Genomic DNA, 26,290 nt, shown 5'->3' with positions numbered 1-26,290 from the left:
ATCAGGGAAGCCGCTCCAGCCAGGCATCGATCAGAGCAGCCAGCTGGCGGGGGCTCTCCCGCATCGGCAGATGGCCGCAGTCCGGAATCATGGCCAGCTCGTGGTCGGGCGCGTAGCCGGCCAGGTGGCGCACGTAGCGGGGGGCCATCACCTGATCCTGGCTGCCCACGATCCAGAGGCTCGGCACCCGCAGGGTCGCGGTGAGCGAAGGCAGCTGACTGACAGCGCCGCGGTTGGTGCTGCAGGCCAGCAACCCACGGGCTGCGTGTGTCTCCGCCACCAGCGGGCTGCGGATCGCGGCCGTACCAGGCAATCGCGCCAGCCAGCCCGGGCGGAACCGCAGGAACAGGGAGCCACCGCGACGCACCCGGGCGAAGGCCCTGGGCTGATACACCCCGCCACCGGCGGCGATCTGGATCACCCCCCGCAGCCGACTCCCCAGGGAGCTGGCGGCGTGCAGGGCAATGCTTCCTCCCAGGGAGTGGCCCATCAGCACCATGGGCGAGTCGGGATCGATCCGGTGACAGGCTTCACCCACCCAGCGCCCGTAGCTGGCCAGGCTCGGTTGCAGGCCGGCCGGCCGGGGCTCCGATCCGAAGCCAGGCAGGTCTGGACACCAGAGGCGCCAGCGGGGTTCCAACTCGGCCGTCAGCGGATCCCACAGCCGACCGGAAAGCATCCAGCCGTGCAGAGCCACCAGCAGCAGCCTGGGCGGATCGGGATTGAAGGCCTGGGCGGGTGCAACCAATCCCATCAGGGGGTCAGACTCCAGCCTGCCCCGGAAGGCCCTCGATCGGGCAGGATCGTGCCAATGCGTTGCCTCGGCCGTCTGGTTTGGACACTGACCCGCTCCTCGCCAGCTTCTACGGTTCGGGCTGGCGGCGTTGCCCCAGTCCGAACCCCCAGCTGGAGCTCGTGCTCAGCCTGGAGCGGGAGATCGATCTGGTGGAACTCGAGCAGCTCTGCGATGCCGTCGGCTGGAGCCGTCGTCCGATCCGGCGGGTGCGCAAGGCCCTGCAGCACAGCCTGCTGCGGGTGGGCCTCTGGCGCCATGACTCCAGGGTGCCGCGGCTGGTGGGATTCGCCCGCTGCACCGGTGATGGGGTGCTGGAGGCCACGGTCTGGGATGTGGCCGTGCATCCGCTCTATCAAGGGGCCGGCCTGGGCCGGCAGTTGATGGACTATGTGCTCGAGCAGCTGCGCCGGATGGAGGTCGACCGGGTCAGCCTGTTTGCCGATCCTGAAGTGGTGGGCTTCTATCAGTCGCAGGGCTGGGAGCTGGAACCGCACCAGCGGCGCTGCGCCTTCTGGTATTCCCCCTGAGGCAGGCCTGCCCGAAGCCTCCCGCGGGCTGATCAGGCTTGGTAATAGCGCTCCGCCAGGATCGAGGGATCGACACCCCGGCGCCAGGCGCGTCGCAGCCGGGCATTGCGCCAGGCGGCGCCCCAGACCCCCAGGCGCTGCCAGCGGCGGCCATCCACCTGCACCGACAGGCCCAGGTCGCGGATGGGCCCCAGACGGCGCAGGCGCAGCACCAGCTCGAGATCCTCCATCAGCGGCAAGGCCCGCAAGCCGCCGGCGCGATCCAGCAACCGGCGTGGCAGCAGCAGCCCCTGGTCGCCGTAGGGCAATTGCCCGGGGCCGCTGCGCAGCCTCACGCCCCACTCCACCAGACGCAGGGCCGGGGAAGCCCCCTGGATCCCGAGGCGAAAACACCAGGGAGATTCAGGGCCGGCCATGGCCTGCTCCACAGCCGCCCACCACTGGCGCGGCAGTCGCAGATCGGCATGCAGCAACAGCAGCCATCGGGTTGTGCTGAGCGCCACTCCCCTCACCAGCTGGCAGCCCCGGCCGCCCGCTGTGTGCACCACCTGCGCACCTGCCAGAGCCGAGAGGCATGGGCTGCCGTCGTGGCTGCCTCCATCCACCACCCAGGTCTCGATCAGTCCGGGGGGAGCCATGGCCAGGTCCGCCAGCAGGGCCGGCAGGTGCGCGGCCTCGTTCAGCGCAGGGATCACCACCGCCAGGGGAGCAACGCTGCGATGGCCCACAGACCGCGTCTTCACCCCAGCCAGGGCTCCAGATCCCCAGGTCGGTCGAGATCCTGCCGTTGTGCCAGCAGCACCGGCTCCAGCCCCAGCTGCTGTGCCCGCTCGAGGGTGAGGCGCAGCACATCGGCGCTGCCCCAGGGGATTCCGCTGAACAACCCGGGCTGAGGGCCCGTCAGCCCAATCAGCCAGTAGCCGCCATCGCTGGCGGGACCGAGCACCAGGGAACGGCTTGCGAAGGCGGCGAAGGCCGACTCCAGATCGGCGGTGGCCAGCAGGGGCAGATCGGTGCCGATCAGCAGCACCTGCCGGGCCCCCTCACGGCAGGCCCGCGCCAGCTGGCGCACCATCCGGCTGCCCAGGCCACCACCCCCCTGAAGCACGGCCCGGTCGGCCCCCAGGCTCTGCCCCCAGCGTCTGGCCCCCCGGGGACCCAGGCCTCCCACCGCCAGCACCAGCTCCGTGCCCCAGCCAGGCTGGTGCTCCCTTCGTCCCAGGGGCCTGGCCGCCGCCAGGGTGTGCTCACTCAGGCGCCGCTGAATGCCGGCAGCCGCCGCCAGGCCGATGCCCGCTCCCAGGCGGCTCTTGCACCGACCCCTGGCCGGCCAGCGGGCCATCACCACCACCTGACGCCAGGGCCGACGCACCGTCGCAGGGTTCACTCTCTGGATGGCAGCTCCGCCGGCTCGAGGGTGATGCTGCGGCTGCCTGAGCCCCGCCGGATGGTGATCGTCAGGGGTTGGCCGACCTTGCCCTGATCGACGGCCACCTGAACCTCGGAGGGGTTCTTGACTGCCTGGCCACCAACGGTCTGGATCAGATCACAGGGTTGCAACCCCGCCTTGGCCGCCGGACTGCCGCTGAGCACCTCCACCACCACGACCCCATCGGTCTCCGGCAGGCGGCACTCGCTGGACGTGGCATTGATCTCCCGCGCCAGCTGGGGTGTGAGCGCCTGAAGGCGCACACCGATGTAGGGGTGGGAGGCGCGCCCCTTCTCCAGGATCTGAGCGGCGATCTGCTTGGCCTGATTGATCGGGATCGCGAAGCTCAGGCCTGCCCCCGGAGCCTGGCGGATGGCGGTGTTCACCCCGATCACCTGGCCGCGGTCGTTGATCAGTGGGCCGCCACTGTTGCCGGGATTGACCGCTGCGTCGGTCTGGATGTAGGGCACCCGCTGGCCTTCGCCGATGGCGTTGGTGCGCTGGATCGCGCTGATGATGCCAGCGGTCACGGTGTTGTCGAGGCCGAGGGGGTTGCCGATCGCGATCGCCCACTCACCGGGGCGCACATTGCTGGAATCCCCCAGGGGCGCCACCGGCAGCTTCTGGGCCACCACCCGAACCACGGCGATGTCGGTGAGGGGATCGGCGCCCAGCACCTTGCCGTTGAAACTGCGGCCGTCCGGCAGGGTCACCGACACCTCACTGGTCCCCTCCACCACGTGGGCGTTGGTGAGAATCACCCCGTCGGAGCGGGTGATGAAGCCTGATCCCTGGCCCTGCTGCTGCTGGATCGAGGGACCACCGCCGAACAGCCCCCCCAATGGGTTGATCACCCGCTTGACCGTGTCGATGCGTACCACCGCCGGACCGACCTTCTCGGCAGCGCTGACGATCACGTTCCTACCGGCCTGCAGGGGCGCTGCGGGGAGGGCATCACTGACCCTGGGACCCGGAGCATCTGGGGCGCGCTTGGGCAGACCGGGCATGTTCGGCAGCTGGAACCCGCAGCTGCCCAGCAGGATTCCGCAGAGCCCCGCAGCGGCCAGAGCCCTCAGGCGCACGGGAAGGCCATCGGGCCGGTGGGGAGTCATGGCATGGAAGCGGAGCTGGGCCGCAAAGCGCTTCATTAAAGACTGAGCCCGTCGGTGAAGCTGCTTATATTCGGCCACTGGCTGAGAGGGGGGTGGACGGTGCAGCAGGGACAGGAGCTGTGGCACCGCGTCCAGGAGGCACTGCAGGCCAACCTCAGCAAGCCCACATTCGAGACCTGGATCCGCCCGGCCCGCTGCACCGGCTATGCCGATGGACAGCTGCAGCTGGAGGCTCCCAACAGCTTCGCCAGCGGTTGGCTGCGCAAGAACTATCTCGTCATGATCGCAGCGGTGGCTACCGACCTTGCCGGTCAGGCCATTCAGGTGGAGGTGGGAACCGCGGCGGTGCAGGAGATGGATGCGGCCCTCAATGGGTCCGCCCCCGCCGAGCGTCCGTCCAGCGCCCAGCAGACCGTGGCCGGTGCCTCGCCGGGGGCGGTGCTGCGAGCCACAGCTGGCTCCGCCGGCCCCACCGCCAGCGGCGAGACCCCCCGCCGTCCGGCTCCCGGTCTCAACCCCCGGTATGTCTTCAACCGTTTCGTGGTGGGTCCCAACAGCCGCATGGCCCACGCGGCGGCCCTGGCGGTGGCCGAGGCGCCCGGACGTGAGTTCAATCCGCTCTTCCTCTGCGGCGGCGTCGGCCTGGGGAAGACCCACCTGATGCAGGCGATCGGCCACTACCGCCTGGAGATCGATCCGGAGGCCCGGGTCTTCTACGTGTCCACCGAAACCTTCACCAACGACCTGATCCAGGCCATCCGCAAGGACGGCATGCAGAAGTTCCGCGACCGCTACCGCGCCGCGGATCTGATTCTGGTGGATGACATCCAGTTCATCGAAGGGAAGGAGTACACCCAGGAGGAGTTCTTTCACACCTTCAACGCCCTGCACGAGGCCGGCCGTCAGATCGTGATCGCCAGTGACAGGCCCCCCAGTCAGATTCCGCGGCTGCAGGAGCGGCTGATCTCTCGCTTCTCGATGGGCCTGATCGCCGACATCCAGGCGCCGGATCTGGAAACGCGCATGGCGATTCTGCACAAGAAGGCAGAGCAGGAACGGATGGCCCTGCCCCGTGACCTGATCCAGTATCTGGCGGGCCGTTTCACCTCCAACATCCGCGAACTGGAGGGCGCCCTGACAAGAGCGGTGGCCTTCGCCTCCATCACCGGTCTGCCGATGACGGTTGAATCCGTGGCGCCGATGCTCGATCCGGTGGGCAATGAGGTACAGGTCACCCCTCAGCAGGTGGTGGAGAAAGTGGCGGAGGTGTTTGGCGTGAGCGGCGAGGAGATGCGCAGCAGCAGCCGCAAGCGGGCGGTGAGCCAGGCCCGCCAGGTGGGCATGTACCTGATCCGGCAGAGCACCGATCTGAGCCTGCCGCGCATCGGCGATGTCTTCGGAGGTAAGGACCACAGCACCGTGATGTACGCAGTGGAGCAGGTGGAGAAGAAACTGGCCATCGATCCCTCCCTGGCCCGTCAGCTGCAGCAGGTCCGTGATCTGCTTCAGATCGACAGTCGCCGCCGGCGCTGAAGTTCAGGTGAGCGGCAGGCTGGGGTCGAGCCCCTCCACTTCCCCCTGAAACACCCGGCTGGCGGTGATGTCATCGGCCTGGATCGTGATCAGATCCAGCTTGGTCAGGCCACGCCCCATGTGGTTGAAGAGCCGGTTGGCCTGACGCATGCGCGCCCGGTCGATGGCATTGCGGATCGAGCGGGCATTGGCGAAGAAGGGCAGCTGCATCCGCCGCTGGATGTATTCATAGAAGGCGGCCTTGGCCTCATCGCCGAAGCGGTAGCTCTCAGCGGCGAGGATCAGCTGGGCAATGGACAGCAACTCTGCGGCGGTGTAGTCGGGAAAGTCGATGTGGTTGGCCACCCGCGAGGAGAGCCCTGGATTCGATTGATAGAACACATCCATCTTGTCCTTGTAACCAGCGAAGATCACCACCAGATCATCGCGATTATTCTCCATCACCTGCAGCAGGATCTCAATCGCTTCAGAGCCATAATCCCGTTCATTCTCTGGCCGGTAGAGATAGTAGGCTTCATCGATGAACAACACGCCACCCATCGCCTTCTTGAGCATGTCACGGGTCTTTGGCGCGGTGTGGCCGATGTACTGACCCACGAGATCATCCCGGGTGGCGGTGACGAGATGGCCCTTGCGCACATACCCCAGCCGGTGCAGGATCTCGGAGATGCGCTCAGCCACCGTGGTCTTGCCGGTGCCCGGTCGACCGGTGAACGACATGTGAAGGCTCGGGGCCGTAGTAGGGAGCCCCACCTGCTTTCGAGCCCGCTCGACCACCAGCAGGGCGGCAATCTCACGGATTCGGGTTTTCACCGGGCGCAGTCCGATCAACTCGCGATCGAGTTGATCGAGCACCTCACTCACTCCGGTGCCGTCGTAGGCGGCGCGCAGATCGACGGGGGTGTCATCGGCGCTGACCTCCGTCATGGCAGGAGTGCATCGATGGCTGCTGCGATGGAATGGTCAACGGCCTCGATGGTGCCGTCCTCCTGCTGGGGCCTGAGGGTCAGGTTGACATAGGTGCGGCCGAAGCTGATATCGGGATAACGCTTCTCCTGCTCGGAGAGATCGTTGAGCCGCTCGAGGAAGACTCGGGTGGTTTCGTAGTCGGCGAACTCGATGCGGCGCTCCAGCCGTTCGGGACGCTGCCGGTGGGTCCAAGGCTGATCCATGGTCGAAACCTAGCCCAGCCTTTGGTTTGCCTCCAGCTCGATTCCATCCTGGGCCAGAGGCTCCGGCGCCACGACCCCGCTGGCGGGAAGGCAGTCGATGCGGGCGATTCTGAGACGCTCCACCCAGGCGGCGGCATAGGCGTGGTTGGCCTCGCGCTCGAGCGGATCATCGCTGGTCAGGGGGTGGGGGAAGGTGCCGGCGATGGCGGCATTGGTGACACAGAACATCGCCTTCTGGAAGCTGGTGCAGATTTTCACGTAGAGGTCGCCCAGGCCCCGCCCCTCCCGGGCGTAGTGCTGCTCCAGCTCGGGAGGCAGGTGACGGCGCATGTCCTGCATCAGCAGGCTGGGGGGGATGCCCGCCCCCATGGTCGGCAGAGGATCGGCATAGAGGGCGCCGTAAGTGAACTGGCTTTGGTCGTGGGGAATCTGACGCGCCTGGGCGTTGAACGACACGGTGCCCAGAAAGGGTGTGCCCCGCAGAAACACCGCTTCGACGTAGGGGACGGCCACATCCACCAGGAAGGTGAGGCCGGCCTCGGGCGGAAGGATCCCGAAAGCCACTCCCCCCACGTCGACGGAGTAGGTGATCGGTGCGCCGGCGGCGGCCACCAGCCCGTCCTGGATGAAGCGCACCACCGCGGCGATGGAATTCACGGCTCCGCTGCGCTGAGCCCTGGCCAGATCCAGAAACAGATCGCTCATCACCCGCCAGAACTGCCCGAGGGCGCTGGCGGTGGCGGAGGAGCGAATCTGCTCCGGCAGGAAGCCCGGGAAGCCCCGCTGCAGGGCCGCCAGCAACGGGTCGCGCCGGCAGCGCTGACGGATCACCCTGGTGCAGGTTTCGAGGAAGGCCTCGCTGTCGAGGTAGGTGTCGAGGCCGCCGGTGCCATGCCAGAGCATCGAGCGCTGGCAATACTCCGCGTACTCGAAGTTGATCCGATCGTGCAACAGATGGCGCCAGAGCCGTGCCGGGGTGAGGGCGCCGTTGAAGAAGCGGAACACCGGCAGCGGGTTGAGGAACTCACGCTGGGCCTGGTGAATCAGGTTGAGGCTGTAGGCATCGAGCACGTGGCCATAACTCTCGAGCACGGCCACCACCTCCAGCACATGGTCGCTCGACTCCTCCAGCAGGGTCGTGCCGCTCAGCAGCCGCTCCAGCAGCAGCTGGGCATCCCCTTCCGGGCCCTGAAGCTGGCCCTGGCCCTGGGATGGGCCGCAGTGGTGCGGGAGGCCGGGGGTGGGCTGGTTCATCCCTGCTCCAGGCGGATGGCGGGTGTTGTGGTGGCTGAGGAGATGGCTGAATCGAGGCTGGCGGCGATCACCCGGGGCGGCAGGGTCAGAGCGAAGGAGCTCCGCTCCATCAGGCTGCCCAGACCCTGGGGCAGCAGCCCGATGGCCAGGATGGCCACGGCCAGGGCCATGGCAGGAATCTGATGGCCCAGGGGGATCGAAGGCAGCACAACCTGCTGGGTGGTCGGGGGGGTGTCGAGGCGCCCGAAGAAGGCCCGGTTCACCAGCAGCAGGAAGTAGACCGCCGTCAGGCCCGAGCCCACCATGCAGAGCAGCGTCTGTAGAGGGAAGGCCACCAGACTGCCGCGGAAGACCAGAAACTCCGCCACGAAGCCGGCCATGCCGGGGATGCCGGCGCTGGCCATCACGCCCACCACCATCAGCGAACCGGTGAGGGGAAGCCCCCGCTGGGGATTGAGCAGCCCCCGCAACACGTTCATGTCGCGGGTACCGGTGGCGCTGTAGACCACACCCACCAGCAGGAACAGCAGAGCGGAGATCAGCCCGTGGCTGATCATCTGGAACAGGGCCCCCTGCAGGCTCACCGGAGTGGCGGCCGCCGCCGCCAGCAGCACATAGCCCATATGACCCACCGAGCTGTAGGCCACCATCCGTTTCATGTCCTGCTGCTGAATCGCCGCCAGGGAACCGAACAGCACCGACAGGGCCGCCCAGCCCGCCAGCCAGGGGGCCATCACCCCCCAGGCCTCGGGGAAGAGGCCGAGGCAGAAACGCAGCAGGCCATAGGTGCCCAGCTTGAGCAGCACCCCGGCCAGCAGCACCGACACCGGAGTGGAGGCTTCGGTGTGGGCATCCGGCAACCAGGTGTGAAAGGGCACCAGTGGGATCTTGATGCCGAATCCCACCAGCAGCGCCCCCAGCAGCAGCAGCTGGACCCCCAGGCCCACGTCCTGGGCGAGCAGGGGGTTGAAGCTGAAATCGGCACTGCCCGTGGCCAGGGCCAGCCCGAAGAAGGCCCCGAGAATCAACATCCCCGAGAGGGCTGTGAAAATCAGGAATTTGGTGGCGGCGTAGGCACGGTTGCGGCCGCCCCAGATGGCGATCAGCAGCCAGAGCGGGATCAGCTCCAGCTCATAGAACAGGAAGAAGAGCAGGGTGTTCTGGGCCAGAAAAGCCCCGTTCACCGCTCCGCTGATCAGCAGCAGCAGGGCGTGATACAGACGAGGACGGCTGGTGTCTGCCGCCGTCACGGCCACGGCCACAAAACTCAGCACACCATTGATCAGCACCAGCGGCAGGGAGAGGCCATCCACCCCCAGCCGGTATTCGAGTCCGAGCGTTCCCACCCAGGGGGCCACCTCCAGCAGCTGGGCCCCGCCGATCGCTGGATCGAAGCGCAGCAGCACCGCCAGCGACCAGAACAACTGCAGCCCCAGCAGGGCCAGGGTGGCCCACCTCCACCGCTGAGACTCAGGGTCTCCAGGCCAGACCAGCAGGAGCAAGGCCCCCACAAGGGGGATCAGCAGCAGGGCGCTCAGCATCGGCTCGCTCCGAGAGTGGTGGCAGTCATCGCACCAGCCAGGACATCGAGGTGAGCAGCAGCACGATCGCCACCACACCTGTGAGCACGTACGTCTGCATCTGGCCGCTCACCCCCAGCCGCAGTCCCTCGGCACTGGCCAGCGACAGCCGCCCCAGCCTGTTGACCAGCCCATCCACCACCCTGCGGTCGAACCAGTCGATCGCCATGGCCAGATTGGCCACCAGAGCCACGATCGTGACCCGGTAGATCCGGTCGGTGTAGAAGTCGAAGGCCAGCAGGTCCTGCACCACCCGCCAATAGGACTGGATCGGCCGCGACCAGGCCTTGTGCAGGGGAATCCTGCTGCCGATCACCAGCCCCAGCACACTGCTGAGAATCAGCCAACCGAGCACCTGGGGAGAGAAGGAGGCCAGGCCAGGGACCGGATCGATGCGGGCCATGATCCAGGGGGTCACCAGCACCAGCACGGTGAGCGCCACCATCGGCACGGCCATCGACCAGTTGGCTTCAGGGGCGCGTCTGGTTTTGGGCTGGGAGGGACCCAGGAACACCAGCCTGAACACCCGGGTGAGATTCACCAGGGTGAGACTGTTGGTGATCAGCACGATGGCGGCAAGGGCCGGAGCCGTCCGCCCCAGCGCCTCCACAGTCAGGGCGAACGCCCAGAAGCAGCCCAGGGGCACCAGAGCCGTGCATCCGGCCCCACCCACCAGGAAGGCCAGGGTGGTGGCGGGCATGCGGCTGCCCATTCCCCCCAGTTCCGAGAGGTCCTGGCAGTTGGTGGTGGCGATCACGCTGCCCACGCTCATGAACAGCAGCGCCTTGGCCACGGCATGGGCAAAGAGCAGCAGCAGGGCGATGGCGGGCAGCTGCAGGGCGATGGCCACGAACACCAGGCCCATGTAGGCGCTGGTGGTGTAGGAGAGCGTGCGTTTGATGTCGGCCTGGGCGATCGCCACCAGCGACCCGCCCACTGCTGTGATCGATCCCAGCGCCACCAGCACCGCCAGGCTCAGGGGCGAGAGCTGCAGGATGGGCATCAGCCGCAGCAGCACCAGGGCCCCGCAGGTGACCACGACCGAATTGCGCAGGATCGAGGCGGGGTTGGGGCCCTCCATGGCCTCATCCAGCCAGAGGTGCATCGGGAACTGGGCGCATTTACCCAAGGGTCCGGCGATCAGCCCGAGACCGAGCAGATTGCCGGCCAGAGGAGAAAGACCGGCCTGGGGGACCCAGCTGTAGAGGTCCTCGAACGTCATCACCCCGGCCCAGGCCGACAGCGCAACCACGCCCATCAGCAGCAGCACATCGCCGACCCGCTTGGTGAGGAAGGCATCGCGGGCAGCGGTGACCACCAGGGGCTGGGCATACCAGAACCCCACCAGCAGGTAAGTGGAGAGCGTGAGCATCTCCAGCAGGAAGTAGGTGAGGAACAGGGAGCTGGAGAGCACAACACCGGCCATGGCTCCTTCAAAGAAGCCCACCAGCGCGTAGAACCGGGCCAGCGACCACTCCTTGTCCAGATAGCCCAGAGCGAACACCTGAGCCAGCAGACTCAGCCCCGTGACGAGCTCCAGGCTGGCCAGGCTGGTGGGAGAGAGTTCGAAGCTCAGCCGCAGCTGCAGATCAGCGGTCTGAAACCAGTCGTGGCTGAGGCTGTAACTGCCATCGCGCAGCACGATCACCATCAGCAGGCTGCCGTGCAGAAAGGCCAGCATCGTGACCAGGATGTTGAGGTACGCGGCGGGCCTCGGTCCTGTGAGCCGGAACCAGCCGCAGGCCCAGGGCAACGACAGGCCCACCCCGAGGAAGCCATAGATCGGAATCAGCCAGGCCAGCTGAACGGGCAGGGGGAGAGCCGTGGGCAAGGAGAACTGAAACGACTGCTGGCCGACAATTCAAGGCCAGGACGCCAGCGGAATCCAGTTGTGGCGCGCTTCGTCGTGCACCGTCACTGATCCGAAGCCGAAACCCCGCCTCCCAGGCACCGGACAGGAGGCTCAGAAGGTGACCCGCTGGGAGGTCCTGGAACGCTCCAGGCCCGCCAGGTCCCGGACCCAGGCCTCAAGCTCCTCACCATGCTGGGCCTCCTCCTGCCAGAGGTCGTGGAAGAACTGGGCATTGGCCTGATCACCCACCAGCAGGCAGAAGCGGTTGGCCTCGGCGTAGTGCTGGATCAGTTCGTCCTCCAGCACGATGTTGAGGCGAAGCAGCCCGATCAGATCGCGGGCGGTGCTCACCGGCTTCAGCTGGGACGCGGCCGGGGCCACGCCGAGACGCAGCATCTGCTGCACCAGCCGCTCGGCGTGCTGCATCTCCTCGACCGTCTCCTGGCGGAAACGGTCGGCGGAGGCGGCATCCCCCCAGAGCGCAAGCAGGGAGGCCTGGGTCATGTACTGCTGAACCGCGGAGAGTTCGAGGCTCAGCGCCCGTCCCAGGTAGCCCAGCACCCTTGGGTGAACGGTCTCCATGCCGATCAGCTCCTGCGCTCAGCGCCACTGAAGGCGAGCACCGGCTCCAGCTCGCTGTGGGGGCGGGCAATGATGTGGGCGGCCACCAGGCCGTCGCCGACGCGCTCACAGGCATCGGCACCGGCGCGCACCGCGGCGTTGACCGCGCCTGTTTCGCCCCGCACCATCACGGTCACATAGCCGCCACCCACGAATTCACGCGAGATCATCGTGACTTCAGCGGCCTTGGTCATGGCGTCCGCCGCCTCGATGGCGGGGACGAGGCCACGGGTTTCGATCATGCCGAGAGCGATGCCGTGCGGGGTCGAAGCCATGGCTTTGGGAGAGGAGGAGGACTTGGAGGGAGGGGTCGAGCCGCCGGAGCTGCCGGTGGCCTTGGCCGCCGGTGGACCAGCGGATGTGGATGAACCTGAGGCGGTAGGCGGGTCCACGGGGCTGTCGGCAGGGGGAGGGGTGCTTGCTGAAGCGGGAAGAGCCTTGGCGGCTGCAGCTCGGCTCACACCACTGCTGGCACTGGTGCGCCGGGAGGAGGGTTGGCGGGAGGAGGGTGTGGCCATGGATCGAGCTGGGGGGACGACTGCGGAGAAAACGGGCGGGCGAAGGGGATCAACCGTCTGGATCCCAGAGATCAATGATCCCCGCGATGGTCAGGTCGGTCTGGGTCTCGGGGTTGCCGGAGGCGAAGCGGGCGGCGGAGCCACTGGCGGTGAACACCCAGTTGCCGGGTGAGGCTCCGACCGGGTCGACGGCGACCATCAACTTGCCCTTGTTGGAGCGCAGGATGCGCAACTGCCAGTGGAGCAGGCCCTCAACACGTTGGCTGCAGACCAGGGAGCCGGTGACTTGCATGATTTCCATCAGCCTGCTCCAGGAGCGGGTGCCGGGTTGGGTTTGCCCGCATCGGGATCCCAGTGGTCGATGATCCCCACGATGGTGAGATCGCTGGGGTAAGACTTGCTGCCGGCGGCTTCGCGGGCAGCGGAACTGCCCACACAGATCACCCAGTCGCCGGGAATGCACCCCACGGCGTCGACAGCCACCTTCTGGGAACTGCCATCCAGCACCACCTGAAGGTGCTTGTGCTCGAATTCTGGGATCCGATTGGTGGACACCAGCGGCTTGAGAACCCTGCAGATCAGCATCTCAATGGCCTCCGCCTGTTTCCAGCCTGATCGAGGACCCTACCGTTTCGGCGGGGCTGTGCTGATCCCGATCGCGCACGCTGAGCAACGTGTGCAACTGGCCGCTGGCCACGAGCTCGGGGTAGCGGTTCTGAATGGCTTCATCGGTTCGCCGGCAGTAGAGCACGGCACGATCTCGGGCCCCGGGAACACTGCCGTGGTAATCGAAACGGATCACCACCGGGATAGGCAGGCCGCGGGACACGTTCAGTCCAGTGAAGATCTTGACGCCCACGTCGAGGTCGGCAGCCCCTTCCTCGACGGTGTCCATGTGGGCGAAGTAGGTGAGATTGCGGAGATGAATCTCCTTGAAGCCAATGCCGACCCCAATGAAGCGCTCGGCATGGCCCGCGTCGGCGTAGGCCCCGTGGTGGTAAGCACGCACGAAGTCGATCTGGGAGATGTTGTGCTCGATCAGGCGCGCGATCAACCGGGCCATGCCTGGATCAACCGCCACCCCGCTGCCCTGCTCACCGCTGTCTGAGCGGGCGGCCAGCACCAGGGCCAGGAGCCTGTCCCTGGCAGCCTCGGGCGAGAGCCCCAGGGTGGCGGCATGCAGATCGAGGGCGTCGAGCCAGTGCTCCAGATCGGTGTGACCGCTGACATCGGGAACATGCACCCGGATGGCATCGGTGTCGGTGTCCAGCCCGATCAGCAACAGATCGACGGAGGCCCCACAGCAGAAGCTGTTCTCCACCGCCTGCCGGAACTCCTGCAGCCGTTGCAGGCCAGCGGCGGCGGCGGCGGCATCGTTGGAGCCATGGGCGGCACAGCCTTCATGGCGGGGATCCCGGGAGCTGAAGTGATACACCACCACCTTCAGGTAACGGGTGGGCTCATGGGCGCCGTTGGGGCGAGCCTCCCGGAAGCGCAGATGCTCGGTACGCACCCAGCGGTCGACGGTGTTCTCCACATCGAACATGGCCCCGGCATGGGGCCGGCGACGCACCGAACCGAAGGGAATGCGCAGGGCATAGGCGATGGCATGGGCCAGGCGCCCATCGGCGCAGGGGCTCACATCCAGCAGGTGAAAGCCGCAGGAGAGGAGGAACGCGTTGAAGGCCTCGGAGCTTTCGCTGCCGTCCCGACCCTGGAGTGGGTCGTCGCGGAAGAAGGAGGAGCTGACCTCTTCATAGGCCTTGAACAGGCACCAGGCGAACAGGCTGCGCATGTCGAGCTGGGTGACCCAGGCCGATTCCAGAATCGGTGGCGGAAGCTCGTGGCCAAGCTCCCTGCGGGCATGACGCTGAGCCTGCTCAACGAAATCATCGTCGTGCTGGAGGGCCGAAAGCCGCTTGAGCACAGGCACGATCCGATCAAAGCAACCCTTCACCTGGCTGTCGTAGGCCTCGAGGCGAGCGTTGGCGGCCCCATCGGTGAGCGGGTGACGCTCAACCGCGTTGGCGGCATGGCTTCGCCCGCCCGGGATTGAACCGGAGAGCCTGAAGCTGGAGGGGGGACGGCGTGCTGGTGCAGTGGGAGCCAGGGGCCTCTCGGCGGAGCCGTAGCGGCGGGGGCGGGGCAAGGTTCAGTGCTGCGACAGGGTGGGACGGGGGAGGGGAATCAGCCGCGGGCACCGCCGGAAACGGTGATCAGCGAACCCTTGTCGGTGTTGCCGCTGGAGCCCGTGACGCGACTGACCGGTTGCATCACCTCGTCATTGCGCTTGAGGGGGATGTTGGACATCGCCGACATCGGCCCCGTGCGGGTGGGGTTGCGCCGACGGGCCGAGGCCCCCTCGGTGCCGGTGACCCTCTTGCCCCGATCCCAGTCGTCACCGGTGATGTTCAGGCCGGCGGAGATGCCTTCACCGGTGACGCGGCTGGTGGGCCTGACGTCTTCATCAACGCTGACGGGGGCACTGGAAGCCGGCGCATCCACCGGGGGGCGGGAGGGCAGAACGGAGGTCTGACGCCGTACAGGGGTGAGCGGCTGGGGGCCGCGGTTGTCGAAGCGAGCCTGCTCGGTGCCGGTGACCTTGCCACCGGCCAGATCAAAAGGGCCGGTGATTCTGGCGCTGGTTTCGTAGCGGGTGCCGGTGACGGCGGAGCTGCGCTCCCGTTGCTGATGGGCGGCGCGGGCCGGTGATTGCACGCTGAACTCCTGCCAGGGCTGGGCTTCCAGCGGCTGGGGGAAATCAGCTTCATGGCCCTGCGCGGCGCTGCAGGCTTCGTTGTACTGATCGACGCCCACGTAGGGGGTGCCGGAGATCGGTTCACAGGCGCCCCTGGAGGCACCGGTCATCACCCCGCCGATGCCGGGTTGCAGGCCACTGAGGCGAGGACCGGGGGTGCCGGTGCGGGCCGGGGTCCGCTGGCGGATGGAGCGCACCGAGCCGGCATCGCACCAGGCGCTGGCCTGCTCCAGACCTGCGTAGGGGGTGCCCGTGACGGCCTTGCAGGTGCCGGGCTCATCACCGGTGACCCTGGAGGAGCGACCGGTGTTGGTACCGGAGACGATCAGCTGCTTGTTGGTGAGGCTGAAGCCCACCTTGGCCGCCTCGGGTTCCGGGCGGCCGCCGCAGAAATTCTGGTACTGCTGGCTGCCGATGTATTCGTCACCGGTGACGCGGCGGCAGGAGCCGGGCTCGTCACCGGTGACCCTGTCGCTGCGACCCACAAGCGTCCCGGTGATCCCCGTGCCACGCAGGGTCTGAACGCTGGCCACCTTGGCCGGTGCCTCGCCGGGGGTCGTGATCGAGTCGGAGCCCACGTACTGGGTGCCGGTGGGCTGAATGCCGGCGCCGTGCTCATCGCCGGTGACCCGCTCGGAGCGGCCCACCATCACCCCCGAAACGGGGCGCCCGGCAACGGTCTGGCTGAGGCCGACCTTGCGGGGACTCACGGAGGTGGTGCCGCAGAAGGCTTCCGCCTGGTTGGCCGCGATGTATTCCGTGCCGGTGATGCTCTTGCAGGTCCCGGGCTCATCCCCGGTGACCTTGTCTGAGCGACCCACTTCGTTGCCGGTGACCCGGTTGCCATGGCTGGTGGCCGTGACGCGGACCTTGGCGGGTTGAAGCGGTTCGGGCTCGCTCTGGCAGAAGCTGCGGAAGATTTCCGCACCCATGTAGTCGGTGCCCGTGACCGGGCGGCAGGTGCTGGCCTCGTTGCCGGTGGTCTTCTCGGAGCGGTTGGCCTGGGTGCCGGTCACCACCTGGCCACGCATGGTTTCACTGGCTCCCACTTTCCAGCTGGCATCCTGGGCCCCGTCCACCTTGTCGGCCCTGCGACGTGGTCCCGTGGGGCGGGTGACTCCGGTGCCCCGGCAGACAGCACCTGCTCCGTTCTTGCTCTTGAGATCGCGAATGCGGTGGGCCAGTTCCCGGCTGCTGATGTCGGGGTTCGACTGGCGCACCACCGCTGCGGTGCCACTGGAGCTGTTGGTGGAGGCGGATTTGCCGCGCTTGGAGAGCGCTTCCCGGCGGGCCATGACGATGGCGCGGCTGGGGTTGAACTGGGCGGAGCGCTTGCTCGTGGGCCGGCTGCCGTTGCTGCGGCGATCACCGCCGGAACTTGCAGGAGCGCTGCCCAGGGACAGAGTGGGAAGGCTGGAGGTGCCAGCGCTGGGTTCAGGAGTCACTGCCGGCCTGGCTGTGGTTGCACCGGGGCGGGAGCTCCCATCACGGCTGCGGTCCTTGCTGGTGTCGGCGCGCTTGCCACGCTTGCTGAGAGCTTCGCGCCGGGCCAGCACCAGCTCCCGGCTGGGGTTGCTGATCGCCGAGCGGCTGATGGTGCGCGAAGGGATCGAGGATTCCCCGGCGCTGGGGCCGAACAGGGACTGGGAGCGGGCCGAGGCGCGGGAAGACTTGGGCTCGCGGGCAGAGCTGATGGGCTCAGCTTCGCGGCTGACGGGCATCACCGGCGTGGAGCGGCTGGGTCGCGCTTCGGCCGCGCTGCGGGTGCGGTTGGCACTGTTGGCATACCTCTTCTCCGCCGTTTTACCGGCCGTGGAGAGCGCCATTCGGCGCGCAAGGGCCGCTTCGCGACTGGATTGAGATGCCATGTCCGCCCTGTGAAGAAACAACCTTGAAGGAAACGGCTGGAGCGAGAAGAGAAACAACAGGCCCAGAGGCTTGCTGTTGTCACCCTCCGTTCACGAGCCGGCGAAGGAAAGAAAAAGGTAGACAGCAGGGTCAGGTCCAACCTGGCCCTGCTGCGCAGATCAGCGTGCTTCGAAGACCACGAAGCAGGAACCCTGGCTCTGGGTGTAGGCGTCGTAGCCGACCAGACGCACGTGGTGGTCGGGGTAGGCGCGGTGGCAGGCCTCGAGTTCACTGACGATCACGCCCAGATCCTTCTCACCGAAGAACGGAAGTTTCCAGTACGACCAGTAGGTCGCCATCGAACGGCTGGGGTGGACGTGTTCCACCAGGGGGCTCCACCCCTGGGCAATGATGTAGGCGATCTGATCATAGATCTCGTCCTGAGACATCGGCGGGAGGAAGCCGAAGGTCTCCAGGGTGGCGACTGTTTGGTAGTCACCCACGGTGCTCTTGAAGGGCATGGGGATCCTTGAGTGGAATCAGGTGAATGGAAGCAAACCGGATGTGACCGCGGGGAGGAAATGTCTCCCTCCCCGGCGGCCATCAGGCCCGATCAGTTGACGTCGAGTTTGTCGACGGTGTCGAACTCGAACTTGATCTCCTTCCAGGTCTCGAGCGCGATGGCGAGCTCTGGGCTGTGCTTGGCAGCTTCCAGCAGGATGTCGCGGCTCTCCTTCTCGATCTCACGACCGGCGTTGCGGGCCTTGACGCAGGCTTCGAGGGCCACGCGGTTGGCAGCGGCACCAGCGGCAGAGCCCCAGGGGTGACCGTGGGTGCCACCACCGAACTGGAGAACGGAATCGTCACCGAAGATCGCCACAAGCGCGGGCATGTGCCACACGTGGATACCGCCGGAAGCCACAGCGAAGACGCCGGGCATCGAACCCCAGTCCTGGTCGAAGAAATTGCCGCGGCTGCGATCTTCGGGAACGAAGGATTCACGCAGCTGATCAATGAAGCCGAGGGTGGTCTGACGATCACCTTCGAGCTTGCCCACCACTGTGCCGGTGTGCAGCTGGTCGCCCCCGGAGAGGCGGAGGCACTTGGCGAGCACCCGGAAGTGGATGCCGTGCTTGGGGTGACGGTCGATCACCGCGTGCATGGCACGGTGAATGTGCAGAAGCATGCCGTTCTTGCGGCACCACTTCGACAGACCGGTGTTGGCTGTGAAGCCCCCGGTGATGTAGTCGTGCATGATGATCGGCTGACCGAGTTCCTTGGCGAACTCAGCCCGCTCGTACATCTCCTCAGGCGTGGAGGCGGTGCAGTTGAGGTAGTGCCCCTTCTTCTCGCCCGTTTCTTCCTGGGCCGATTGCACAGCTTCGGCGACGAACTCGAAGCGATTCTGCCAGCGCTGGAACGGCTGGGAGTTGATGTTCTCGTCGTCCTTGGTGAAGTCGAGACCGCCACGCAGACATTCGTAGACCACCCGGCCGTAGTTCTTGCCCGAGAGGCCGAGCTTCGGCTTGATCGTGCAGCCCAGCAGCGGACGGCCGTACTTGTTCATCCGGTCACGCTCGACGCAGATGCCGTTCGGCGGGCCGGGGCAGGTCTTGATGAAGGCCATCGGGAAGCGGATGTCTTCCAGACGGAGGTGACGCAGGGCCTTGAAACCGAACACGTTGCCCACCAGGGAGGTGAGCACGTTGGTGATCGAACCTTCCTCGAACAGATCAAGGGGGTAGGCGATGAAGGCGTAGAACGACTCCTTGTCACCGGGGACGTCTTCGATCCGGTAGCAGCGGCCTTTGTAGAAATCGAGGTCGGTGAGGAGCTCGGACCACACGGTGGACCAGGTGCCGGTGGACGATTCGGCAGCCACGGCAGCGGCCACTTCTTCCTTGGGGACGCCTTCCTGGCCTGTGACCTTGAAGCAGGCCAGCAGGTCGGTGTCCAGGGGGACGTAATCGGGAGTCCAGTACGTGTCTCTGTACTCCTTGACCCCAGCGTCGTACTTCTTGCTCATGGGGAAAATCTCCTTGTTGGTCGGGTGGGAAAGATGAGAGTGCTGCGCTCCCTCAGGGGCGCGTCAGATCTCAGTCCTTGGAACCCAGACCGAAGTTGCTGTTCAGAGCCGGCTCCACTTCACGGTGGGGGCGGGCGATGATATGGGCGGCGACAAGGCCGTCTCCAACACGCTCACAGGCATCGGCACCGGCACGCACGGCGGCGTTCACAGCACCGGTTTCTCCACGGACCAGAACGGTCACGTAGCCACCGCCAACGAACTCACGGCCGATCAGACGCACCTCGGCGGCCTTGGTCATGGCGTCGGCCGCTTCGATCGCCGGCACGAGACCACGCGTTTCGATCATGCCGAGGGCGATGCCCATGGTTTCATTCGCCATTGCCTACTCCTGAAAAGGGGGGGGAGGTTCGCTAAGGACCATGGTCTGCGGCATACCCCCCCGTCAAGCGATTCGGGGGCTTTGAACGATCACCGTGTGTAGGGAGCCCAATAAGCCCTGCTCATCGGTGCCTGAACGTGTTAAGGACCGTAACGCAGCCGCTTGCGGCCCCTCTGGCCGGCCTCGCCGCGGTTCCCGAAGACTTGTCAACAGCGACGGGTTTCGGTCGCCGGGGTGGCTAGTCCGTAATGATCTCCGGTTCCCGCCCATGGCCCTGACGTCCACCCTGCCGCCCGTGCTGCGTGAAAGCGGACAGCGGGAGGTGTTCTGCGGCCTCACCTCGATCGTCTGGCTGCATCGGCGCATGCCCGATGCCTTTTTTCTGGTGGTCGGGTCCCGCACCTGCGCCCACCTGATCCAGTCGGCGGCCGGGGTGATGATCTTCGCTGAACCCCGCTTCGGCACAGCGATCCTGGGCGAACGTGACCTGGCCGGCCTGGCGGATGCCAACGAGGAACTCGACCGGGTGGTGGGGGATCTGCTGGCCAGGCGGCCCGAGATCCGCACCCTCTTCCTGGTGGGCTCCTGCCCATCGGAGGTGATCAAGCTGGATCTGGCCAAGGCCGCCGAACGCATCAACACCCGCATGCAGGGGCAGGTGCGGGTGGTGAACTACTCCGGCAGTGGCATCGAAACCACCTTCACCCAGGGGGAGGACGGCGCCCTGCCCTCCCTGGTCCCGCTGCTCCCCAGCAGCGCTGAGCCCCAGCTGCTGATCGTGGGCACCCTGGCTGATGGGGTGGAGGAGCGTTCCCTCTCCCTGTTCGCGCGCATGGGCCTCGAGACGGTGCGCCCCCTGCCGCCGCGCCAATCGACAGCCCTGCCGCCGGTGGGCCCGGGCACCCGCCTGCTGCTGGCCCAGCCCTTCGTGGCCGACACCGTGAGGGCCCTGGAACGCCGCGGCGCCCAGCGCATCGCCGCTCCCTACCCGCTCGGGGTGGAGGGCAGCTGCGCCTGGATGGCGGCGGCGGCAGCGGCCTTCGGCCTTGATCCCCAGCGCGTGGCCGAGGTGCTCGATCCCCTGGCGGAGCGTGGCCGGCGCGCCCTGGAGCCCCTGCGCCGCAAGCTCGAAGGCAAGCGCCTGTTCCTGCTGCCGGACTCCCAGCTGGAAATCCCCCTGGCCCGCTTCCTGCATCGGGAGTGCGGCATGGAGCTGGTGGAGGTGGGCACCCCCTACCTCGACCGCCAGCTGATGGCCGAGGAGTTGCCGCTGCTGCCGGAGGGCACCCAGCTCAGCGAAGGCCAGGATGTGGAGAAGCAGCTGGAGCGCGTTCGCGCCAGCCGCCCCGACCTGGTCGTCTGTGGCATGGGTCTGGCCAACCCGCTCGAAGCCGAAGGTTTCGCCACCAAGTGGTCGATCGAGCTGGTGTTCAGCCCGATCCACGGCTGTGATCAGGCCGCCGATCTGGCTGAACTGTTCGCCCGCCCCCTCAACCGCCGGGAGTTGCTGCAATGGAACTGACCCTCTGGACCTACGAAGGCCCTCCCCATGTGGGGGCCATGCGGATCGCTGCCTCGATGGAGGGTGTCCACTACGTGCTGCACGCGCCCCAGGGCGACACCTATGCCGATCTGCTGTTCACGATGATCGAGCGGCGGGATCGTCGCCCCCCCGTCACCTACACCACCTTCCAGGCCAGGGACCTGGGCGGGGACACCGCCGAGCTGGTGAAACGGTCGATTCAGCAGGCCGTGGATCGCTTCCAACCCGAGGCCCTGCTGGTGGGGGAGAGCTGCACCGCCGAGCTGATCCAGGACCAACCTGGTTCCCTCGCTGGCGGCATGGGGCTGGGGCTGCCGGTGGTGAGCCTGGAGTTGCCCGCCTACTCCAAGAAGGAGAACTGGGGGGCAGCCGAAACCTTCTACCAGCTCTGCCGCGGGCTGCTCCGGAACCAGGTTCCCGCTCCCGGTGCGGACAAGCCGGGGCCCGAGCGCTGGCGGGCGGAAGGGCGCCGTCCACGGGTGAACCTGCTGGGCCCGACCCTGCTGGGCTTCCGCTGCCGCGACGACATGCGCGAACTGCGGGGCCTGCTGGCCGACCATGGCATCGACGTGAATGTGGTGGCACCCCTGGGGGCCAGGCCGTCCGACCTGATGCGCCTGCCCCAGGCCGATGCCAACCTCTGCCTCTACCCGGAGGTGGCCGGACCGCTGTGCAGCTGGCTGGAGCGCAATTTCGGGACCCCGGTGGTGCGCACCGTTCCGATCGGGATCGGAGCCACCGCCCAGTTCCTGCGGGAGCTCTGCTCCCTGCTCGGCCTGGATCCGCCGGAACTGCGGGAGGCCGACCGGCGCTCCAGGCTGCCCTGGTACTCGAAGTCGGTGGACTCCACCTACCTCACCGGCAAGCGGGTGTTCATTTTCGCCGACGCCACCCATGCGATCGCGGCGGCCAGGATCGCCTCGCGGGAACTGGGCTTCACCGTGGTGGGGCTGGGGAGCTACAGCCGCGAGCAGGCCCGGGAGGTACGCGCCGCCGCCAAGGAGCTGGGCCTCGAGGCTCTGATCTCCGACGACTACCTTGAGGTTGAGCAGGCCATGGCCCAGGCGGCTCCCGAACTGGTGCTCGGTACCCAGATGGAGCGCCACAGCGCCAAGCGGCTGGGGATTCCCTGCGCCGTGATCAGTGCGCCCCTGCATGTGCAGGATGTGCCGGCCCGCTATGCCCCCCAGATGGGTTGGGAGGGGGCGAATGTGATCTTCGATTCCTGGGTGCACCCCTTGATGATGGGGCTGGAAGAACATCTGATCGGCATGTTCCGCCACGATTTCGAATTCGTCGATGGCCACCTCAGCCATCTCGAGGGAGCCTCCGCCCCCACGAAACAGCCCGTCGGCGATCAACCCAACGAGGCACCGGAGGTCACGCCACTCTCTGCCACTCCCGAAGGTGGAGCTCTGCGCTGGACCGCTTCCGGTGAGGCCGAACTCTCGCGCATTCCTTTCTTTGTTCGAGGGAAAGTGCGGCGGAACACCGAGGCCTATGCCAGTGAACGTGGCGTGTCTGAGATCACTGAAGAAACGCTCTACGAAGCCAAGGCCCATTTCAGCCGCTGAGGGAGTTCGGCTGCCATGCCCGTCTCCATCCCAGAGGAGCCCAGCGGGCCTGAGATCCTTGGCGTTGGCCAGCGAGCTAGGTCTTTGTACTCAGATGGGTCGGCTTGAGCGGCCCGCTCATGGGCCTGAGTGCAGGCAGCGCAGCCATGCTGGACAGGAATCACTGGAGATGGGTGAGCATTCCAAGACCCTGATTGTCGTGATGTTTCGGTTTGTCCAAGACCCCTTCATCGGCCACCGCTTCTGCACTTTGATGAAGGCAATGCCGATGTCGACTCGGCCAAGGATGCACTATGACCACAACTCTGCCGCCCAAGCAGACAACAGCTCCCGCCAAGGCTGCCTCCGGCAGCCATGAGGACGGTGAAGGAAGCCTCCAGGTCCATCAGGACGCCTCGATGCACATCGAGGAAGGAGCCCTGGTGATTGCGGTCTATGGCAAGGGTGGCATCGGCAAGTCCACCACCTCCTCCAATCTTTCTGCTGCGTTCTCCAAGCTGGGCAAGCGCGTGCTTCAGATCGGTTGCGATCCCAAGCATGACAGCACCTTCACCCTCACCAAGAAGATGGTGCCCACGGTGATTGACATCCTCGAGACAGTAGACTTCCACACTGAAGAATTGCGTCCTGAAGACTTCGTGTTTGAGGGCTTCAACGGGGTGATGTGCGTGGAATCCGGTGGGCCACCGGCCGGCACCGGTTGCGGTGGTTACGTCACCGGACAGACGGTGAAGCTGCTGAAGGAGCACCATCTGCTTGAAGACACCGACGTGGTGATCTTCGATGTATTGGGCGATGTGGTCTGTGGTGGCTTCGCAGCGCCCCTGCAGCATGCCCACTATTGCCTGATCGTGACCGCCAATGACTTTGATTCGATCTTTGCGATGAATCGAATCATGCAGGCGATCAACGCCAAAGCCAAGAACTACAAGGTCCGGCTGGGTGGTGTGATCGCCAATCGTTCGGAAGACACTGATCAGATCGACCGCTTCAACGACCGCACCGGCCTGCGCACCATGGCCCACTTCAAGACCGTGGATGCGATCCGGCGCTCCCGCCTGAAGAAGTGCACGATCTTCGAGATGGACCCGAGTCCTGAGGTGGAAGCCGTCCAGCAGGAGTATCTCAGCCTGGCGCAGAAGATGCTCAGTGATGTGGAGCCCCTTGAGGCCGAATCGCTCAAGGATCGTGAGATCTTCGACCTGCTCGGTTTCGACTGATCCCGGCCTGGGCCGATCCTGGCTCAGATCTCGGCGGCGGCCCGCTCCACCAGGCGGCGGGCCACGGCCTGGACTCCTGTGTGGGCATAGGTGTCGGTGAAGGCATCCAGGAAGACCGCCAGTTGATCCATTCGCCCCTGCCAGGGCCCCAGGGTGGTTTCCAGAGCCTGGACGGCCCGCTGGCCGCTCAGGCCCAGCTGGGACACCAGGCCTTCGGCCCAGCCAACCCACTGCTCCACCCCTCGGCGAACGAAGCCCATGTGGGCCTGATCGTTGCGGCCGGGCATCAGGCCGGCCATGCGCCGGTAGGCGGGGAGCTGGCGCAGCTGGGTCGTGCTCGCCTGCCCGAGCAGTCCATCCAGGCGGCGCAGGGCCTGATCTCCGAGTGGCAGCAGACCATCAAATGTGACCATGGCGGCCATGCGCAGCCTTGCTTCAGAGCCGTAATCAGCTAGAGCGGCCGCAAAGTCCGAGAAGCTGTCGCCAGGCAGGCCGTTCACCTGCGTGAAAGCCAGCAGCTCGGCCGAAACCTTCAGTCCCAGGTCCACCGCCTGCAGCGTGTCCCCCGGTGGGGTGAGATCGGCGAGGCGCTTGAGCAAGGGGACACCGGCGCTCACACCTGCGAGCACCCGTAGGCCAGCGGTGGCGTGCTGAGAGCGATTCACGGCGTCATAGACGCTCAGGGCCCGGCCATAACCTTCATGACGTGCCCGGCTGAGTTGATCGGCCCTGGCTCGCACCTGAGCGACCAGGGCCTGATCGTGGCTGCCGATCACTTCGGCGATCAGAGACTCGGCGCTGGTGGTGTTGCTCCAGCCACCGGGCACCAGCAGGCTCAGTCCCTGGAGTGAGAGCACTGTGAGGCCCCGCCTTGGCAGGCGCTCCAAACGGGTGAGAACAGATCTGCCCATGGCCTCAGCTGCGGGGGAGGGATGGCGAGCCGAGAGAGGCCAGTCCCTGGAGATCAAAGTCTTCAAGGAGGCTGTGACGATGGTCAGCATCGAGGGCGCTGCCCTGCTCGATCACCTTCACCTGGAAGCGATCGGCCACCAATAGTGCACTGGCATGGGGCCCCTGCTCCACCAGGGGCCACCCCTCCAGCTCTTGCTTGGCCTGATCGAACTTGGCTCGGGCTTCAGGAGCGGTGATCGTGTCGGAGATGGCCAGCAGGGCGATGACCTGGTCGCCCTGTTTCAGACGCGCCTCACTGAACCCCCGCTTCTCCTGCGACATCGTGATCCGGAAGTCGGGATCCGAGGGGGGAAACAACCGGTTGAAGTTGGAGCCGTTCACCACCTGCTGCAACGGCAGATCGGCGACGGTCCCTCCGGGCAGCCAGTCGGCGAAGGGCAGGAGCAGCACCCCCCCCACCAGCAGCGCACCGGCGAGCAACAGACCAACAATCCAGCGAAATGGGCGGGGCATCACCATCAGATCCTCCTCAGGCCAGACCGACGAGTTTCTTCGACAGGTCCCAGGTCTTCGCAGCAGTTTCGGGATCGCTGGCCTTCTCGGAGAGTTCCTGGATGAACTGCTGTCCGTTTTTCTTCTGGCGGTTGCCCCAGCTCCAGTGGGCGCCCGACACGGCGAAGCCTGAATCGGCCACCACCTGGGCCACCCGCTCACCGGCCAGCTCCTGGCTCACGTACCCGCCGGTGATGGTCTTCTGGAACCAGGGGAAGATGGCCTGAAAGGCCTTCGGCGTGTTGCGGAACAGGGGGGTGTCGGCCACACAGCCTGGATAGAGCGAGCTGAAGATGATCCCCGTGGAGTCGTGCAGACGGCGGTGCAACTCCTGGGTGGTGATCATGTTGCAGAGCTTGCTGTCCTTGTAGGCCTTGCCGGGCTTGAAGGCCTTGCCGCTGGCCATGCTGATCGGCGCCTTGAAGCCTGCCTCGAACCCCGAAAGGTCGCCGAGATCGGCGGGGGCCGGGATCGGAATCTTGCCGCCCAGTTCCCTGGAGTTGGCTGTGACGGTTCCCAGGATCACCAGCCGGCGCGACGGATGTCCTGACTTCTTCAGGTCATCGAGCAGAGCATGAATCAACAGAAAATGGCCGAAATGGTTGGTGGCCATCGAGATCTCATAACCCTGGGGCGAGCGCTCGGGTTCCTTCAGCCGCGGTTTGTAGACAGCGGCGTTGCAGACCAGCGCATCGAGGCTGAGTCCGGTGGAGTGGAACGCCTCAACCAGCCGACGCACACTGTCGAGATCACCCAGGTCCACCTGCAGGTGGGTGAGGGAGCTGTCGGGAATCGCCAGGGAGCGGGCGGCAGCTCTGGCCTTCTCCACATCCCGGCAGGCCATCACCACATGCCAGCCACGGGCGGCAAGGGCTTTGGCAGCGTACAGACCAACCCCGGAGGAGGCTCCGGTGATCATCACGGTTCCGCTCTGGCCACGGCTGCTGTCGCCGGAGCTGGATGCTGTCGCCATCGGGGCGCGTCGGTTCGGGAGGCCTCAACCTAAGGACAAGGCCCAGGGCCAATGCCTTCTCTGGAGCGAAGTTCAACACAAGGACACGATGAAGGTGCCGAAGCGGCA

General features: G+C 66.3%; 26 protein-coding genes. 5 read left to right on the top strand and 21 right to left on the bottom strand.

Going from position 1 to position 26,290, the window contains the following annotated elements:
• Window position 1: 1 nt before the first annotated feature.
• Window positions 2-754, bottom strand: coding sequence for an alpha/beta fold hydrolase (locus FPZ61_RS05645; protein ID WP_185465344.1), 753 nt, complete (start codon window positions 752-754; stop codon window positions 2-4).
• 80 nt (window positions 755-834) lie between these two features.
• On the opposite strand from FPZ61_RS05645, the gene FPZ61_RS05640 reads away from it, so the two are divergent.
• The gene (locus tag FPZ61_RS05640; RefSeq protein WP_185465343.1) at window positions 835-1,323 is read left to right on the top strand and encodes a GNAT family N-acetyltransferase; all 489 of its coding nucleotides are present in this window, start codon (window positions 835-837) and stop codon (window positions 1,321-1,323) included.
• 32 nt (window positions 1,324-1,355) lie between these two features.
• Here FPZ61_RS05640 and FPZ61_RS05635 read toward each other — a convergent pair whose 3' ends face one another.
• The 3 genes from FPZ61_RS05635 to FPZ61_RS05625 are packed head-to-tail and all read right to left on the bottom strand — an operon-like array spanning window position 1,356 to window position 3,864.
• Window positions 1,356-2,066, bottom strand: coding sequence for a TIGR04283 family arsenosugar biosynthesis glycosyltransferase (locus FPZ61_RS05635; RefSeq protein ID WP_370593387.1), 711 nt, complete (start codon window positions 2,064-2,066; stop codon window positions 1,356-1,358).
• Entirely contained in the window at window positions 2,063-2,710 is a 648-nt protein-coding gene (locus FPZ61_RS05630; RefSeq protein ID WP_370593386.1) for a TIGR04282 family arsenosugar biosynthesis glycosyltransferase, read from the bottom strand. Before FPZ61_RS05630 ends, FPZ61_RS05635 begins: the two co-directional genes overlap by 4 nt.
• Window positions 2,707-3,864 carry a trypsin-like peptidase domain-containing protein gene (locus FPZ61_RS05625; RefSeq protein ID WP_255476134.1) on the bottom strand — a complete coding sequence of 386 codons (1,158 nt, stop codon included), beginning with the start codon at window positions 3,862-3,864 and terminating at the stop codon, window positions 2,707-2,709. The genes FPZ61_RS05630 and FPZ61_RS05625 overlap by 4 nt, the downstream gene beginning before the upstream one ends.
• 54 nt (window positions 3,865-3,918) lie before the next feature.
• On the opposite strand from FPZ61_RS05625, the gene dnaA reads away from it, so the two are divergent.
• Window positions 3,919-5,397, top strand: coding sequence for a chromosomal replication initiator protein DnaA (gene dnaA, locus FPZ61_RS05620; protein ID WP_370593385.1), 1,479 nt, complete (start codon window positions 3,919-3,921; stop codon window positions 5,395-5,397).
• Window positions 5,398-5,400: 3 nt separating this feature from the next.
• Here dnaA and cbbX read toward each other — a convergent pair whose 3' ends face one another.
• The 14 genes from cbbX to FPZ61_RS05550 all read right to left on the bottom strand — a co-directional run bounded on the left by cbbX (window position 5,401) and on the right by FPZ61_RS05550 (window position 19,408).
• The gene (gene cbbX / locus FPZ61_RS05615) at window positions 5,401-6,324 is read right to left on the bottom strand and encodes a CbbX protein (RefSeq protein WP_185465342.1); all 924 of its coding nucleotides are present in this window, start codon (window positions 6,322-6,324) and stop codon (window positions 5,401-5,403) included.
• Window positions 6,321-6,569 (bottom strand): 4a-hydroxytetrahydrobiopterin dehydratase, encoded by a 249-nt coding sequence (locus FPZ61_RS05610; RefSeq protein ID WP_185465341.1) that lies wholly within the window; start codon window positions 6,567-6,569, stop codon window positions 6,321-6,323. Before FPZ61_RS05610 ends, cbbX begins: the two co-directional genes overlap by 4 nt.
• 9 nt (window positions 6,570-6,578) lie before the next feature.
• Window positions 6,579-7,823, bottom strand: coding sequence for a CO2 hydration protein (locus tag FPZ61_RS05605; RefSeq protein ID WP_185465340.1), 1,245 nt, complete (start codon window positions 7,821-7,823; stop codon window positions 6,579-6,581).
• A complete protein-coding gene (locus tag FPZ61_RS05600) occupies window positions 7,820-9,364 on the bottom strand; it encodes an NADH-quinone oxidoreductase subunit M (protein ID WP_185465339.1) in 1,545 nt (514 codons plus the stop codon). The genes FPZ61_RS05605 and FPZ61_RS05600 overlap by 4 nt, the downstream gene beginning before the upstream one ends.
• A 25-nt stretch (window positions 9,365-9,389) precedes the next feature.
• Entirely contained in the window at window positions 9,390-11,234 is a 1,845-nt protein-coding gene (locus FPZ61_RS05595; protein WP_185465338.1) for an NAD(P)H-quinone oxidoreductase subunit F, read from the bottom strand.
• Between the two features lie 132 nt (window positions 11,235-11,366).
• Window positions 11,367-11,837 (bottom strand): ferritin-like domain-containing protein, encoded by a 471-nt coding sequence (locus FPZ61_RS05590; protein ID WP_185465337.1) that lies wholly within the window; start codon window positions 11,835-11,837, stop codon window positions 11,367-11,369.
• Window positions 11,838-11,842: 5 nt separating this feature from the next.
• Window positions 11,843-12,394, bottom strand: a complete 552-nt coding sequence (locus FPZ61_RS15800) for a BMC domain-containing protein (RefSeq protein ID WP_304623089.1) — start codon at window positions 12,392-12,394, stop codon at window positions 11,843-11,845.
• Between the two features lie 49 nt (window positions 12,395-12,443).
• The gene (locus FPZ61_RS05580; RefSeq protein WP_185465335.1) at window positions 12,444-12,695 is read right to left on the bottom strand and encodes a carboxysome peptide B; all 252 of its coding nucleotides are present in this window, start codon (window positions 12,693-12,695) and stop codon (window positions 12,444-12,446) included.
• A complete protein-coding gene (locus FPZ61_RS05575) occupies window positions 12,695-12,979 on the bottom strand; it encodes a carboxysome peptide A (protein ID WP_185465334.1) in 285 nt (94 codons plus the stop codon). Before FPZ61_RS05575 ends, FPZ61_RS05580 begins: the two co-directional genes overlap by 1 nt.
• 1 nt (window position 12,980) lies before the next feature.
• Complete coding sequence (locus FPZ61_RS05570) at window positions 12,981-14,543, bottom strand: carboxysome shell carbonic anhydrase (RefSeq protein WP_185465333.1); 1,563 nt, start codon at window positions 14,541-14,543, stop codon at window positions 12,981-12,983.
• A gap of 38 nt (window positions 14,544-14,581) precedes the next feature.
• Window positions 14,582-17,020, bottom strand: coding sequence for a CsoS2 family carboxysome shell protein (locus tag FPZ61_RS05565; RefSeq protein WP_185474765.1), 2,439 nt, complete (start codon window positions 17,018-17,020; stop codon window positions 14,582-14,584).
• A 159-nt stretch (window positions 17,021-17,179) separates the two neighbouring features.
• Window positions 17,180-17,521 carry a ribulose bisphosphate carboxylase small subunit gene (locus FPZ61_RS05560; RefSeq protein ID WP_094513225.1) on the bottom strand — a complete coding sequence of 114 codons (342 nt, stop codon included), beginning with the start codon at window positions 17,519-17,521 and terminating at the stop codon, window positions 17,180-17,182.
• Between the two features lie 92 nt (window positions 17,522-17,613).
• Window positions 17,614-19,026, bottom strand: coding sequence for a form I ribulose bisphosphate carboxylase large subunit (locus FPZ61_RS05555; RefSeq protein WP_185465331.1), 1,413 nt, complete (start codon window positions 19,024-19,026; stop codon window positions 17,614-17,616).
• 70 nt (window positions 19,027-19,096) lie between these two features.
• Window positions 19,097-19,408, bottom strand: coding sequence for a BMC domain-containing protein (locus FPZ61_RS05550; RefSeq protein WP_035828781.1), 312 nt, complete (start codon window positions 19,406-19,408; stop codon window positions 19,097-19,099).
• 268 nt (window positions 19,409-19,676) lie between these two features.
• Here FPZ61_RS05550 and FPZ61_RS05545 point away from each other — a divergent pair, with 268 nt between their 5' ends.
• The 3 genes from FPZ61_RS05545 to bchL all read left to right on the top strand — a co-directional run bounded on the left by FPZ61_RS05545 (window position 19,677) and on the right by bchL (window position 23,745).
• Window positions 19,677-20,930, top strand: a complete 1,254-nt coding sequence (locus FPZ61_RS05545) for a ferredoxin:protochlorophyllide reductase (ATP-dependent) subunit N (protein ID WP_185474764.1) — start codon at window positions 19,677-19,679, stop codon at window positions 20,928-20,930.
• Complete coding sequence (locus tag FPZ61_RS05540) at window positions 20,921-22,525, top strand: ferredoxin:protochlorophyllide reductase (ATP-dependent) subunit B (protein ID WP_185465329.1); 1,605 nt, start codon at window positions 20,921-20,923, stop codon at window positions 22,523-22,525. Before FPZ61_RS05545 ends, FPZ61_RS05540 begins: the two co-directional genes overlap by 10 nt.
• Before the next feature lie 293 nt (window positions 22,526-22,818).
• Window positions 22,819-23,745 carry a ferredoxin:protochlorophyllide reductase (ATP-dependent) iron-sulfur ATP-binding protein gene (bchL, locus tag FPZ61_RS05535; protein WP_255441393.1) on the top strand — a complete coding sequence of 309 codons (927 nt, stop codon included), beginning with the start codon at window positions 22,819-22,821 and terminating at the stop codon, window positions 23,743-23,745.
• Window positions 23,746-23,768: 23 nt separating this feature from the next.
• Here the strand turns inward: bchL and FPZ61_RS05530 are convergent, their stop codons facing one another.
• From FPZ61_RS05530 to FPZ61_RS05520, 3 genes are read right to left on the bottom strand one after another with little or no spacing between them, the layout of a single operon-like run.
• Entirely contained in the window at window positions 23,769-24,656 is an 888-nt protein-coding gene (locus FPZ61_RS05530) for a hypothetical protein (RefSeq protein ID WP_185465328.1), read from the bottom strand.
• A 4-nt stretch (window positions 24,657-24,660) separates the two neighbouring features.
• Window positions 24,661-25,170 (bottom strand): hypothetical protein, encoded by a 510-nt coding sequence (locus tag FPZ61_RS05525; RefSeq protein ID WP_255441392.1) that lies wholly within the window; start codon window positions 25,168-25,170, stop codon window positions 24,661-24,663.
• Window positions 25,171-25,186: 16 nt separating this feature from the next.
• On the bottom strand, window positions 25,187-26,182 hold the full coding sequence (locus FPZ61_RS05520) for a protochlorophyllide reductase (protein WP_185465326.1): 996 nt from the start codon (window positions 26,180-26,182) through the stop codon (window positions 25,187-25,189).
• Window positions 26,183-26,290 lie beyond the last annotated feature (108 nt).

The organism is Synechococcus sp. BSA11S (assembly GCF_014224355.1).
In the GTDB taxonomy this organism is placed as follows: Bacteria; Cyanobacteriota; Cyanobacteriia; order PCC-6307; family Cyanobiaceae; genus Regnicoccus_A.
The sequence above is the reverse complement of the archived record's forward strand: the minus strand, read 5'-3'. Positions and strand labels throughout refer to the sequence as shown.